7 protein-coding genes are annotated in these 15,151 nt (G+C 32.0%); 1 reads left to right on the forward strand and 6 read right to left on the reverse strand.

What is annotated here, in order from left to right:
* Positions 1-229: 229 nt before the first annotated feature.
* The 6 genes from ACM55I_RS08980 to ACM55I_RS09005 all read right to left on the reverse strand — a co-directional run bounded on the left by ACM55I_RS08980 (position 230) and on the right by ACM55I_RS09005 (position 13,806).
* Positions 230-3,016: a T9SS type B sorting domain-containing protein gene (locus ACM55I_RS08980; protein WP_416846428.1), complete on the reverse strand. Its 2,787-nt coding sequence runs from the start codon at positions 3,014-3,016 to the stop codon at positions 230-232.
* Between the two features lie 82 nt (positions 3,017-3,098).
* Entirely contained in the window at positions 3,099-7,568 is a 4,470-nt protein-coding gene (locus tag ACM55I_RS08985; protein ID WP_416846429.1) for a T9SS type B sorting domain-containing protein, read from the reverse strand.
* Positions 7,569-7,592: 24 nt separating this feature from the next.
* Positions 7,593-9,908 carry a T9SS type B sorting domain-containing protein gene (locus tag ACM55I_RS08990; RefSeq protein WP_416846430.1) on the reverse strand — a complete coding sequence of 772 codons (2,316 nt, stop codon included), beginning with the start codon at positions 9,906-9,908 and terminating at the stop codon, positions 7,593-7,595.
* Between the two features lie 15 nt (positions 9,909-9,923).
* Positions 9,924-10,760 carry an ABC transporter permease gene (locus tag ACM55I_RS08995; RefSeq protein ID WP_416846431.1) on the reverse strand — a complete coding sequence of 279 codons (837 nt, stop codon included), beginning with the start codon at positions 10,758-10,760 and terminating at the stop codon, positions 9,924-9,926.
* Positions 10,761-10,764: 4 nt separating this feature from the next.
* The gene (locus ACM55I_RS09000; protein WP_416846432.1) at positions 10,765-11,679 is read right to left on the reverse strand and encodes an ABC transporter ATP-binding protein; all 915 of its coding nucleotides are present in this window, start codon (positions 11,677-11,679) and stop codon (positions 10,765-10,767) included.
* Between the two features lie 222 nt (positions 11,680-11,901).
* Entirely contained in the window at positions 11,902-13,806 is a 1,905-nt protein-coding gene (locus ACM55I_RS09005; protein WP_416846433.1) for a sensor histidine kinase, read from the reverse strand.
* 267 nt (positions 13,807-14,073) lie between these two features.
* On the opposite strand from ACM55I_RS09005, the gene ACM55I_RS09010 reads away from it, so the two are divergent.
* A complete protein-coding gene (locus ACM55I_RS09010) occupies positions 14,074-15,138 on the forward strand; it encodes a hypothetical protein (RefSeq protein ID WP_416835323.1) in 1,065 nt (354 codons plus the stop codon).
* The last annotated feature ends 13 nt before the right edge of the window (positions 15,139-15,151 follow it).

Consider the following 15,151-nt stretch of genomic DNA (forward strand, 5'->3'; position numbering starts at 1 on the left):
GAATGAGGTTTAAAAACTGGCTGCATAATCGCTGATTTTGGTACTTAAAAATACGAAGAATCAAAGTAATAAACAAAAAAAACTGCCCGAAAATTACTTTTCGGACAGCCTCTTTTTTATGATTTTATTTTTGCGACAGGGACTTTTTTTTGTACTCATAAAAATGTACGAATAAATTATTCTTAACACTTACAGATTACAAATATCTAGATTGTATATGATTTTGTTCTTATCTCTTTAAACTAAAATGCCCCTTTGCTTCTCTACCATCTTCTAATTTTAAAGTGAACCAATAATCGTCAGCTGGTAATGGTTGTTTGTGAAAAGTACCATCCCAACCCGGGCTTGAAGGGGATAATTGACGAATTAATTTTCCGTATCGGTCAAAAATGTATATAACTGCATTTTTGTAAAAAGGCGTATTTATTCCTTTTAAATTCCAATAGTCATTGTATCCATCATCATTTGGAGTAAAGAATTTTGGAGCATCTAAGACGGTAAAATTTTTTGTTTTTTGACCACATCCATTATTGTTTTCGACTATTAATTCATGAAAACCACCAGGGACATTTTCAAAAATAGGGGAACTTTGAAATGGGGTTTCAGTGCCATTTTGAAAATGAATCCTGTAGCTGTAATCATTTGGATTAACAACCTCAATTATAACTTGGTTTAAGGCCTGTAAATCTTGAATTATTATGTTGTTTATTTTTGCTAAATAGGATAATGTTACAATGTATTTTCGTGTTGTTGAACAGCCTGATTTGTTTTTTACAATAACACTATATTCGCCTTCTTTGTTTACTGCTATTGTAGGAGATGTTTCACCAGTTGACCAAGAATAGCTGAAATCACTGGTGATTGCGGGTGCTAAAATTCCAGCATCTAACAGTATCGAAGGATTTGTAATTCCCTCACATAGAATTCTATTTTCTAAAACATTAATTTTTGGAGTTGGTTCTACACTAATCTCAAAATGTCCAGTTCCGTAACAACCTTCATTATTCTCAGCTCGAAGAAATATTGTTTTTGAAGTTGAAATGTAATTTTCTTCCAGTTCATTGATTCCTAATGAGGCATCATCTTCATTGGCATAAAAGAATAAGCGTACATCTGAAGGTAAATTCAATTCAGTTTTTATTAAGTTTTTTTTCTCTTTCAAATTAAACAAACCTTTTCCTTCGCCAAGATCACATTCGCGCATTGTTTCAGGTACTATTAAAATGCTTTTATTGGCATGTAAAAGAACTGATCCTATGCTATAACAAGTTGAGTTGGGTTGAGTAACTTTTGCAAATATAATTTCATCAGCAATACTGTTGCGGTAATTTACTGGAATTGACAGGGTGTTCGTATTGTCATTATCTGCATCAACAACACTATGATAGTAATATACTTCAAAATCTTTTTGTCCTAAACTAATTGGTTCATTAGCTAAAGCTAAATTAAATGTAGCTAATCCATCTGTAGGTATATTATCTTGTGTGTCGCATTGGACTAATTTATAGGGTGTCGAAAGTATTTTGGGAACATCATAAATGGTGATTGTTTTTTCAAGCGGTTCCCTGTCTTCTCCATTTACAGTTTTTATTAACGTTACTTTATAATCACCAGTTTTAGTGTAGGTATGATACGCATCTCTATTTGTAGATGTAGAACCATCTCCAAAATCCCAAAGAACGGCATCTATCTTTTCGACAGAATTGATATAAAAATGTGTTGATTGGCCGAAACAATTAAACTCATAGCTAAACGCATATAAAAATAGGGAAGTAATAAATGGAGGTAAGCCTAATTTTGCTTTTCCAATGCCTAAGTCTATTTCATTTTGTAAATAATTACAATTACTACCATCTAATTCAGGATTGTTGATTACCGATAATTTATTGCTAACATTTGCTCCGAAAGGATATCCAGAGCGATATATTTTTTCATCAAGCGCTAATTGTAATGCACCTGCAACATTTGTGGATGAGTTGATTGTGGTTTTTGACCCAATAATATTTGAGCTTTTTAAGTTAAATTGAATTAATAAGCTTCCTAAAGAAACATCATCGTTACTGAACAGATTGGTAGTTACATATAACTTTTTAGATTTTGCTGAAAATTCTAATCCATATGGATTTACTCCGTTAAGAATTGAAAATCCATTGCTTACTTTTCCTGTAACGGAATCGAAATCGAATAGCCATACGTTACCAGTGTTTCTAATTATATTATTTTTTGGACCTAAATCATCATTCTGTTTTACTGATGTATTCGCTATAGCTATTTTTTTTCCATTTGGGGATGTTTTTAAATAACCAATAGCATTTGAAAGATAACCACCAGTAGGTACATTTAATGGTGTATTAGTTTGGATAGGTTTTTTATCAACGCCTTGATTGGTTATTTTGAAGGAATAAAAAGTATTTTTGAAATGAGTAATTACCCAAAAAGAAACACCATCTCCATGTTGTACTGCTGTAATTTTTTCGGAGCATTTAAATTTTACATCTTCGTCATTATTTGTATCATAGGTTATGAGGTGTATGTTTTTTTCTTTAATAGAAATATCTCCTAAACCATTATTTAATCTTAAATCAACTAAGGAGTAGTTTAGTCCATTATTAGGAGGATCCTCATTATTTAACGGGTTGTCATCTACATTTGCAGGAAGTGGTTGATCTACTGTGAAAATATAATATAAATTGGGATTGTTCGGTTTTGGAACTATAATCGCTGATTGTGTGCTTGAGTTATGTCCCAGTAAACCATAACCATTTGGCATTATATGATGTGATTTATCATATACAATCGAACCATCTGTATAAAAAAGTAAATTTCCATTTTTATCAGAAATAGTTGCACACCCTTCGGCAGTATTCAATTGACCGTTTATTAAGGCAACAGGGCTTCCAGAATTAAAATCTAAACCAGCTCCAGCACCAAAGTACCAGTTTGCAGCTTCTTTTTGTGCAAAAGTAGGCATTGAAAAAAACAGAAGAAAAAAGATAATTAGTGTACCGTATTTCATGGTTGTTTTAAACTAACAAATATAGTTAATATGTATATAAAAAATAAATTTTAACATAAAACGTGAATATTGTTTAATATTTTCATCTCTTTAAACTAAAATGGCCTTTTGCTTCTCTTCCGTCTTCTAATTTTAGCGTATACCAGTAATCGTCTGCGGGTAAAAGAAAACCATTGAAAGTTCCATCCCATCCTTGATTTGAAGTGTTTATTTGTTGGAGAAGTTTTCCATAACGATCAAAAATATAAATAATAGAATTTTTATTGAAACGGGCATTTACTCCTTTTATATTCCAATAATCATTTTGGCCATCACCATTAGGTGTGAAAAATTTAGGAACTCCAATTACAGCAACTGATTGGCTGACTATTCCGCAGCCATTTTTATCATTAATGTATATATCATGAATTCCGGCTGAGACATTATCGAAGAAATTAGATTCTTGAAAAGGTCCAAAAGTAGTATCCATGCTATATTCGTATTGCCCTTGTCCAGTTATATTTATCGTTATAGAATTTGAATCGGATAAATCAACTATATCAATGTTAGCAATTTTAGCAACATCCGAAGCGGTTACTTTTATCGCTCGTGTTCTACTACAACCGGCAAGCGAGCTAACTTCTACGGTATAATCCCCTTCTTGATTTACATTCAAAGTCGGTGCTGTTTCGTTTGGTAAAATAACTCCATCTTTCTTCCAAACATAAGTATAATTACTTGTTGGTGAGCCGTCTTGAATTCCGGAATCTAGTTTTACAAAAAAAGTAGGAAGGTTAGAACATACCAATTCATTTTCTTCAAAATCTTCGTTTGCATCAATATTAGGTTTTGAATTTACTTTTAATGTAATTCGAGGACTTAAACCATAACAGGCATTATCAGCGGTGCTTTCCACACGAACCCAAATTTTTTGTTCATTTGGAGAACCATCATTACTATAGTTTGTAGTATTTGTAATTTCATCGCTTTCAGACAAAGCATCTGTTTCATTTTTGTAATATTTTACAGAATAGGAAGAACTTGGTATAGGAAGAATTGACTGTATATCAGTTGTTGCACTACTGAAATCAAAAGTAGAAATTCCATCAGTATCGTCATTGGTAATGCCTAAGTCATCACAATTTGAAAAAGTGCGACTGAATGTGGCTGGCATTTGAGTAGTAGAGACTGCTAAGGTAATTTGGACTGTATTATAGCATCCATTGGCATTTTCTACTCTGGTCCAAACATTCATACCACTAACTGTTGTATTTTTAAAAGCGAAAGGGTTTGAAATTAAATTTGCTGTATCAGCTGTTTCAGCTCCTGAAAGGGTGGTATAATAGGTAAAAGTTTCGGAGGCAAAATTAGAGGAGATGGCATTGTTTTTTACCGTTAAATTAAAATTAGAAAAGCCGTCAGTATCATCGTCACATTGAACAATTGTGACTGTATTAATTATTGGTAAGGCATAAACTGTCAAAGTAGTTTCGGCAGAAATTAAGCCACAAGAATTACCATTTTTTTTCAGTTTTACTCTGTATTTATATCCGTTCATTGCATTTTTTATACTTTTTAAGGAAAGGATATTCGTGGTAGCATCGCTGTAAATTGCATTATCTGAAATGGTGTTCCAAGTAGTCCCATCAGTTGAAAGTTGCCATTGGTAGGTATTTCCACCATTATCAAGTACTGTAATTGTTGTGTTTTGTAATTCACATGCTGGACTTGCTTGCGGTTGTGTAGTGATTTCAATTGGTGCAGCAATAATGTAATTGTTATTAGGGCTACTATAACCTACGCTGCTTGTAACTTTACCATTTGTATTTACTGTAACAGGATTACTTCCTAATATCCCATCATTGTTAGGATCGTTAAAACCAGCCTCAAAAACATCAAAACAAATGTCATTATCACTGTCCAAATCTATGTAGTTAAAATTTCCATCTGAATCAATATCGGCAATGGTATAATTTAATTTACCACTGTCCGGACTCGTTTCAAGTCCATCAAACAAACCATTGGTACCAAAAGAAACAGGCAAACCATCTATAATTCCGTCTTTATTGGTGTCAATAGCATTACTTCCTGATTCAACCAAGTCATAAATGCCATCATTGTCACTGTCTAAATCAAGTAAATCATATACAACAGGAAATGTATTGAAGATATCATTGTCGGTATTAATTCGAATTAGTCCTGGTTCGAAAGCATTGTCCAATCCATTTTTATTGGAATCAATCCCTGAAAAAACTTTAAAACCTTTTCCTTGTGCTTCAATGGTATCAGGAATTCCATCATTATCACTATCTAAGTCAAATAAATCTGGTATTGTGTCAGAATCTGAATCAAAGTTTTCGGTATGACTAATCATGAAAATTGCTTTATTAGCGCTTATATCGGATAGATTTGTATGGGTAAATGTAACCGAATTAGTAAGATAAGATGAAAACTGGAAACTACCCAAACCTGGGGTTAATGGTATTGTGCTTTTTAATCGAAAACGGATTTCGAAAGAAGAAAATTCAGTCACTCCACTTTCATAAATCCCATCATAATTAGTATCTACCAGCAATTGATTTTGTGGATCTGTCAATGTAATGGTTTTATTTGCTGGAACTTGTAAAATAAAATCTCCCTCAGCATTTAAGTATTCGGAAACAGCTGTAATTTGGTTTGAATTATCCTGAGCTATATAATTAATGCTAATACTTTGAGGTTTTGTTAGGTTTAAAGTGTAGGAAACTGAATTGGTTATTCCAGCAGGAACCTGTGATACAAATCCATATAATGGTTTTCCTTTAATAGTTCCACTTCCGGTTATTGTGGCATTATAATCTGAACTTGTAATCGTATTTGACTGATTTAATAAGGAGATGTTTGCTTCAAGAGCATTTGTTACGCCATCATTATCCAAATCAATATCAATGTTATTATTAGTCCCATCATTATCGGAATCTAATGGACAATCACTTACTGGAATTTTATCTGAAAAAATAGGAATTATGCTTGAACAACCCAAAATACTTCCTTTTACTTGGTAATAGCCAGGTTGAGTAGGAGTGTATGAATTTGAATTTGCACCATTAATTGGATTATCATTGAAATACCATTGAAAGGTATCATAAGACGATAAAGTGCTGATTTTTAACTTTATATTTGGAATGCATGCGGAATTGGACGCTAAAATTTTATCAGTAACAATTTCTGGTTTTGTATCAAAACCGGAATAATAACCACCATAGGTTGCAGCTCCATTAGTTCCAAAATAAGAAACATAGAGTTGCCTGTTGGATTTTACTGCAATGTTTCCCACCAAATTACTTTCAGTATATCTTACATAGTTAGGATTTCCAATAACAGCAACTGGTAGGCTAGTTATTGGGTTATTATTTATGGTTACTGTTGCTCCGGTCTCAGTAACGATATTTAAGCCGCCATTATAAAATGTATTTCCTATAGATTCAATAGATGGAATATTATCAACAATGCTAGGTGTTGCACAGTTTAAAGGTGGTACAAAAAAAAGATTTTGATTAGCTGGAGATTCGGATCCTCCAATGCTTTGATAAGCAAAAACATTTTCAGAAGTAGATACGTATAAATTTCCATTAGTAAATTTACTTCCATCAATATCGGCATATTCTCCTTTGTTAATAGTTTTAAAAAGGGTGGAGCCGTCAATGAAAATTTTGGTATTATCTATATTCGCAATCAATAAAATACGTTCTAATTCATCAGTTCCAATCCCTTTGACAAAGATGTATTCCTTTCCAGTCTTTTCGAAAGAGACAATTTGGTCAAAACCTACATCTCTTCCAGCGGGATTTCCTTGAGCGTTTAAGCTTGTACTGTTGCTACCTGCAAATGAACCAGAATTGACAACTATAGGCTTATCAGATTCGACTAAGGCACCAATCATTTTGGAGCTATTAGAAATACTATTGTTGTAATTTTCTAAAGCTAAAACATAGCTTTCATTTTTGTTTAAAGTAACTACTATTGGCCCAGTAATAGTGGCACCATTTGACAGAACTGTACCAATAGGAATATTTGAAATAGTGACTTTTGTACTGTTTTCTGTCGAAAGAATGGATGCAAAATTTAATACAGTACTATCATAAAGAGGATTTAACATGGCACCTAATCGAAACGTTTTTCCAAGAGCGCTATTTCCTTTAGATACTAATCCTCCTGCATGAACGTATGCATTTGGGTTTGGCCCTGAATTGACTCTTACACTTGTATAAATTAAATCCTCAGCTTCAATTACATAGCCTTTGTTTGTTAAAATTCCGATGGTTGTTTTTGGAGTGAATAGTTGCGTATTATCTCCTTGTCCAATGGCATAAATATAGGGATTATTGTTATTGACAACGCCTGTTATTATACTACCTCCGTTTGGCATAATTTTAAAATTGACATTTGTGCTGCTTGGAGTAGAAATATAGATATAATGATCACCTGCCAAATTTGTTCCACAGGTTAAGGGCGGGATGTAATGTGTTTTACTAAATTGGGCAAAGCAAGTAATAGATAAAAAAGTAAAAAAAAGGAGTATTATTCTTTTCATTTTATAAAAATAGGAAATTAAGGTTTATCTTTTTAATGAAAAATGTCCTTTTATAATTCTTCCATCTTCAAAGGTTAAGTTAAACCAATAATCGTCTGCCGGTAATGTATATCCATTGAAAGTTCCATTCCAACCGGAACTTATTGAACTAAGTTCTTTTAATAATTTACCATAACGATCGAAAATCGTTATTTTAGATTTTGGTAACAGATTTAGATTTTTAATTTCCCAAATATCATTAAATCCATCTCCGTTTGGAGTGAAATAACGAGGATAATCTAAAACATAAATTTTAAATGGATTGGATAAACCACAACCATTTTTATCTCGGGCATAAACTAAATAATCTCCTGCAGCAACTGCGTTGAATAACGGATTATCTTGAAAAAATGATCCGTCAAGAGAAAATTCATAATTGCCTACTCCTGTATATTTAATTAAAACTGAATTTCCGTTTCCATCAAAATCATTTATTGTTGCTCCGGTAATAACCGCAATTCCTGATGCAGATATATCAAAAGTCTTTGTTGCCATACAACCATTTATATTAGTAACTTTTACCAAATAATTGCCGGGTATAGTAACATTGATTGTGTTCGCAGTTGCTCCCGTATTCCATAAATAACTTGAAAATCCGGCATTAACAACTAAGTCTACAGAACTGCCGTTGCATAAACCAGCCTTCTCTTCTTGAAAATTTGCTGGATTAAAAGTACTCACTACAAGTGTTTCTGGAGTAATTGCATAACAATCAGAACCATTTACAATTCGGGCATAAATGATTTGTTGGTTTGCAACAGTATTATTAAAAACGTTTGACAAAGGATTTTTTTGTGCAATAGCGTCAGTTGTATTCAAATAATATTCAACAATTAATCCGGCAGGTAGTCCATTCAAAACTTGTGGTGTTACTTGTGTATTTAAGTCAAAATGATACAAACCATCTTGAGTACTATCACCATCGCAGGTCGAAATTGGATTTTGAGGGGCAATACTATTGTTTGAAATTTGAAGAGTAACTTTGGCATAGTTCGCACAACCAAAAGAATTTGTAGTTCTGGCAAAGACTATTTGGTTTATTGCCTTATTTTGATAATTTGTTGAATTCGCAATTGGATTGAGTTGCGCTTGAGCATCTGCTAAAGATTCATAATATATAATGTTGCTTAAACCAGAGGCATTGTTTTTTACCAAAGCATCAGCTCGGGTCAAATCAAAAACAGTAATTCCATCATTGTTAGCATCGCACTGTGAAAGTGTAGTGTCATTCAAAATAATTTGTGGTGTATATTCTATTCTTATTTCATCCATGGTCATGCAAGTGGCGGGAGTGAAAGTAATTTCAACTTTATAGTTACCGGTATCAGTAACTGTCAAGGACGGGCTAGTTTCACCTACTATTTCATTTGAATCTTTAAACCATTTGTAGCTATAGCTGGCAGGTAAATTAGTATTAATAGTATAGCTTTCGCCAAAACAAATTGGGTTATTCGTTGCTAAGAGTTGATCAGGTCCTAAATCTATTTTTGGAGAAAAACTACCTGCCTTTAGAAAAACAGCGGAGTCATAATATTCATTACTATCATCAGCAATTACTAATTTTATATGATAAGTTGTTCCTGCTATGACATTTGTTTGAGCATTCAAGACTATTGTTTGTGCACTATAATTCGTGGGACTTGTTGCTGAGCTGTATCCACCAAAATAGTTTTCGTTTTTTGCTGGGCAACCACCACCTACGCCAAATGGTAAAATAAGAGGATGAACATTTTGTGATGAAACAGGGGTAGAAGTGCTGGCAAGAACAGCTAAATTTTGATAATTGATTACGCTCCCTTTTTCTTTTATTAAAAATGCAAATCCATCAGAATAACGACATGGAAAATCATCTTGGTATTCATTGGAAGCAAATATATAATCGAAACTTATGAAATTAGTTAAAGGTGTAAAATCGAATTCTAAGACTGTTGCATTTACCGTTTTAATACCTAATTCTTTATCTAAATCAGTATCACCTGACCAAGCAGGATCCCCTCCTCCTTTAGTTCTTACAAATGGGCCTGTTGAATTTTGACTGCTCCAAGTACTTAAAAGCACACCTTCAGTAAACGGAAAACTACCTCCTTCATTATTAAAATAGCCATAACTATTTTGCCCAGCAGTAAATGTATCTCCAGTTGCAATTGGGTTTGAAATGTTAGCACAAGAACTATTTACTAAAACATTTTCAACAAGTTGTTGTGCCGTATAAGAGTCGTTTACTGATATAGATTGCGCCGTTGCACTAAATATAGAGCAACGAATGAAGATATAAAATAAGATTATTTTTATACATTTCATAGTGCTGTAAAGATACTACAAATCTCTATTTTTTAATAAGCGATAGGATAAGAATGTAAAAATTCCAGTCCAACATAAAACGATTATTACAGAGGAGAAATGAACACCGTAATCTTTACCGTTTTCTATTCCAATTTGGTTTCCAATAGACTTAATAATTGATAATCTGGAGAATGGTTCCACAATTAAATTAGACATGGATTCCAGTGGAAAAAATTGTGTTACATACGATGCTTTATTGCTATCCGGAAATATTTTAAAAGTTAAAATTCCTTTGGCAATACCTTCAATAATATTCCAAACTAAAAGAAAACCAAGAGCAAATGCAGAACGTTTTACTAATATTCCTAAAAATAAGCAGAAAGAGAAAAATCCAATTAATTTTATAAAATAGGCCAAAATATATTCTAAATCAGAGAAAACAATGCCGATTTCAGTATATGAGGAAAAACTAAATCCTAAAATTAATGACATTATAAACACAAAAACGGTTGATACTGCAGCAAATAAAATTATGGTCAAAAATTTTGACATAATAAATTCTTTTTTACTCATTCCGTCTATCAGATTTTGTTTTAATGTCCCGTAACTGTATTCGTTTGCCATCATTGATACAATAACGATCGCCAGGAATAATTTTAAAATAGCGGCAATATAGGTATTGAAATGCCAAATGAAAGGGAAATTAAAAATACCCATTTCGGCAAGATGAAGTTTGAAAATTCCAAGATCAAATTTGATGGAAGCAATTAATGCAATAAAGGTTAGTAGAATAAAATAAGTCAAAGTCAAGACTCGGCTAGCTTTATTTTTCCATATTTTTTGTAGTTCTATTGAGAGAAGTCGTTTCATTGTTTTAGTTTTTGATAGTTGGTTTAGAGTTATTTGTTAATTCTAAAAATTGCTCTTCCAAGCTGTTTTTTCGTTTAACCAAATGACTTAATACAATGTTTTTTTCGAAAAGAAATTGATTCAATTCCCTTGCTTCCCAATCATGTTTTAAATAAACTAAAACTTTTTCACCCTCATTTGCAATATTTTTTACAGCAGGATGCGTCTTTAAAACGAATGCCAAATTTTCATTATCATCAGCTTGTAACTCAAAAAAACCTTCATTGGTAGACATACCACCAACTAATCCAGAATATAAAATTTCTCCTTTTCTTAAAACGAGTGCATGTGTACATACTTTTTCTACTTCGTCCAATAAATGGGATGCCAGTAAAATGGTAGTTCCTTTTGCTGCAATATGTTTGATTATATCTCGAATTTGATGAATTCCTTGTGGATCTAAACCATTCGTGGGTTCATCAAGAATTAAAATCTCTGGATCATTCAGTAGGGCAGAAGCAATTGCTAAGCGTTGTTTCATTCCAAGAGAAAACGTGCTGAATTTACTGTCTTGTCGGTCTATTAAACCTACTAATTCCAGTTTTTCATTTACTTTAGTATAATTGATGCCTTTTATTTTGCAAACCAATTCTAAGTTTTCTTTTGCCGTCATATACGGATAGAAATTAGGTCTTTCAATTATGGCTCCCACTTTTTTTAACGCTTCGTGGGTTTGCATAGTGCCGCCAAACCAGCTATATTCTCCGGAAGTTTTATTAACAACATTCAAAACAATCCCTAATGTTGTTGATTTTCCGCTACCGTTTGGTCCAAGAATCCCGTAAACATTGCCTTTGTGTATTTCGAATGAAACATCTTTCAACGCTTGTACACTGCCATAACGTTTGTTGAGATTTTTAATAGAGAGTATAATTTCCAAAGTGTCTTTTTTTAAGTTTTATATAGGACGAACAAGGTTAGTATTTGTTACTATTAAACCGGAATTAGTTTGTCTTATCAATTAATATTCAGACTGAATTCAATTTTGGTAGTTTTTTTAATTTATCTATTGTAAATGGAGTGTTATACAAAACTAATTTTTGACACAAGCAGATTCATCGATTTATCAATGCTTTTAGGGCTATAAATAACATAGGTCATCTTATTTTTCATTCAGATATATTTTAAAAATAGAACCGGAACCAACTTCGCTTTCTACTTCAATTTTACCGTCCATTGCCTCAAGTTGACTTTTTGTTATAAATAATCCAATTCCTTTGGCATCTTCATTACCATGAAAAGTTTTATACATTCCGAAAATTTTGTGGCCATTTTTCTTTAAGTCTAATCCTAATCCATTGTCTTTGAAAGTTATGACAACAAAGTTTTCATTGATTTCATAGCCAATTTCTAAAATAGCGTTGCGTTGAGGAGATTTATATTTTATTGCATTGGTAAATAGATTAAGTAAAATACTATCTAAATAAGCAGGGATTACATTGACTGTTAAATCATCTGGGATTGAATGTGTTATTGTTATCTGACTTTCTTTGATAACCAAACTCAATGATTTTTTTGTTTTTTCGATTTCATCCTTTAAATGAATCGTTGTTTTTTCAATATTAGTTTTTTGCTGAATCGTTATAATTTCATTTAAATATTCTATCGTTTCTGATAACTTTTCGGTTCCTTCTTTAAATAAATCAAAATAAGAAAGTTTCTCAGTAATATCGTCTGTATTTTCAATTACATCGACAACCATAGATAAATTACTGGTATGGGAACGAATATTGTGTGAAACAATATGGGTAAAGTTATATAGCTTATTGTTTTGCTGGCTGGTGACATCTAGTAAATGCTTAAGTTCAATCTCTTTTTCAATTCTAAGTGTAACATCTCTGCCAACACCAACAAAATTTATAAAATTATTTTGACTATCAAAAACGGTGGTAATATTCAATTCAAACCAGTACTTTTCTTTTTTCTTATTGTAATTCAGAATAATAATTTTTATACTTTCTTTATTTCTAAGTGCTTCCCGCATTGTGGCAGTAGTTTGTAAATCTGTTTCTGGACCTTTGGATAAATATCCGGGTTTTTGACCTAATATTTCATTCATACCTAATCCAGTTAGATCTAAATAGGCTTGGTTTGCCCATATTGCCTCTCCGTTTGTATTCGCAATTACTATTGTATCAGTAGTTTCTGAAGCAGCTAGGGATAACAGTTTTAGTTTTTGTTCCGTATTTTTTCTTTCGCTAATATCTCTGATGAAACAGACTAAATAGGTGATTTGATTGACCTGAAATTTTTTACCTGTTGCGATTTCTACAGGTATTGATTCGCCAGATTTAGATTTTATATAGGTTTCATTTACTATATAATCATCCTTTGTTAAATTATAAGTTAAAAAAACCCGGACTTGTTTTTTATATTCTAAAGGGAATAATTCCGAATTATGTAACCCTATTAATTCAGAGCTTTCATAACCGGTAAGAGAAGTAGTTCGGGGGTTACAATCTGTTATGATTCCATTAGAAGTGTCAATGATAATAATTGAATCATTGGCACTTGAGAAAATTGAAGAAAATTTTTCAACGTTTAATTGAAGTTCGTTGATTAAATTTTGCTCTTTTGTAATGTCTTGAAAAGTACCTAATAATTGAGTTGTTTTTCCGTCAATCAATTCAACTTGACAAATACATTCTATATATTTAATATTATTTTTAGCAGTAATGATTTGAAATTTATCTTCAAAAGATATTCCTTCATTGATTGCCTTATCAATTAATAATCTAATTTTATCTCTATTTTCGCCCTCCTTATAAAAATTAATTCCATTTCCATTTATTGGCTTGAAATCTTCAGGAACTTCTAGAATATCTTTTGTGACAGAATCCCAATAGACATTATCTGTTAGTAAGTTTAGCTTCCATACACCAATCTTTGCCGATTGTGCAGCTTTTAAATATAGCTCAGGCATATTTGTCATAGTAGGTATTAATTTAATCAGTTGAGGGGAGTCAAATATATAGTAAATATGTTGGGTTAGCATTCTTTTTAACATAAAAATGGAATTTTGATTCCCTTTTCGGAGTGTTTTTTAAATAATATTTAAAGGGAATATAAAAAATATTGATTTTAAGAAAAGCCTTTTCTAATCATAAAACGGCTAAACTGGTAACGCTTTTTTCTTGATGCAACGGTATTGTATAAATGGTTTTAGAAATTCCTTCAGAACAATAAAAACTATCATAGGTAGAGCGTTAAGAAGTTTGTAATTAGGAATTTTTAAACTCTTATTTATCGTAATTTTGCATTAAATATATTTTGAATGAGTGAGCCAATAATGCTTTTTAAAAAACCATCTTACCCCATAAATAATTCGCTTTTGGATTATTTGGAACGGTTTGACCGAATCTCCAAAGTGCCTATTTTTTATGATGATTTGTTGCGTTTTTCCGGTTCTATAAATGTGTATGATAAAAACGATCAGGATACGTTGTGGATTCGGGTGTATTATAATGAATTTGAAAGAAAAGAGATTGATTTGACTTTGATGAAAATTTATTCTCTTTTACATTCTGATGGTAATTTGGGAATTATTAAATTTCTGAATGTGGATTCAATCGATTATTGCACTTTTGGAAATTCAAAGCCATTTCGAATCAAAGTCAGAAACATTCTCAATGATAATTACACTCATTTTTATGTCAAGAAAGCTGATGCTTCCCGAGTTTATGGACTGGAACTGGAACACATTTTGTCTCCGGATAAAATAAATTTTTTAGTGTACAAAGACACTTTAATCGAAGAGCATATTATGGGAATTGCCGGGGATGTCTTTATTAAAACACTTCTCGCTGATTGTACTGAAACCGAAAAGTCTCAAATCGCAAAAGAATTTGTGAAGTTCAACGAGCGCTGTATGATTCGATTGTTAGGTGATATGCGTTCTTATAATTATGTAATTATACCCATTCACGATTTTGATCAGGTAGTTTATAGAATTCGTGCAATTGATTTTGACCAACAATGCTTTGAAGGAAATTTTAAAGTGTATCGTCCACAGTTTTTTAAAGAAAATTATCCAATGGTAAAGTTGGTTAAAGATAAATTACAACATAGTTCCATTGAGCAGTATAAAGATGAGGAACGAGCTGTTTTAGCTAAAAGGATTCATTCTGCCGAAAATCGTATCAAAAGGTTGTTGCAAATCATGGGTTCTGATGTTATTTCGACCGATGAACATTTGAATCAGTTGAAATTAGAGTTGTATAGTTATACCAATGATTTGAATTTTAAAAAAGCAAAATCTATGGGGAATGTAATGAGTGCGGCTTTTGAATTTATTACCAGAAACTTTAAAAACACTAATTTATTCAATACTGGATTTTAGTCTTTTTATAAAA

It is taken from the genome of Flavobacterium algoris (assembly GCF_048158525.1).
Taxonomy (GTDB): Bacteria; Bacteroidota; Bacteroidia; order Flavobacteriales; family Flavobacteriaceae; genus Flavobacterium; species Flavobacterium algoris.

What these genes read in the sequence shown, in the direction of transcription:
- ACM55I_RS08980 (WP_416846428.1), bottom strand. Translation starts at nt 3,016, where the DNA reads ATGAAATACGGTACACTAATTATCTTTTTTCTTCTGTTTTTTTCAATG.
- ACM55I_RS08985 (WP_416846429.1), bottom strand. Translation starts at nt 7,568, where the DNA reads ATGAAAAGAATAATACTCCTTTTTTTTACTTTTTTATCTATTACTTGC.
- ACM55I_RS08990 (WP_416846430.1), bottom strand. Translation starts at nt 9,908, where the DNA reads ATGAAATGTATAAAAATAATCTTATTTTATATCTTCATTCGTTGCTCT.
- ACM55I_RS08995 (WP_416846431.1), bottom strand. Translation starts at nt 10,760, where the DNA reads ATGAAACGACTTCTCTCAATAGAACTACAAAAAATATGGAAAAATAAA.
- ACM55I_RS09005 (WP_416846433.1), bottom strand. Translation starts at nt 13,806, where the DNA reads ATGTTAAAAAGAATGCTAACCCAACATATTTACTATATATTTGACTCC.
- ACM55I_RS09010 (WP_416835323.1), top strand. Translation starts at nt 14,074, where the DNA reads ATGAGTGAGCCAATAATGCTTTTTAAAAAACCATCTTACCCCATAAAT.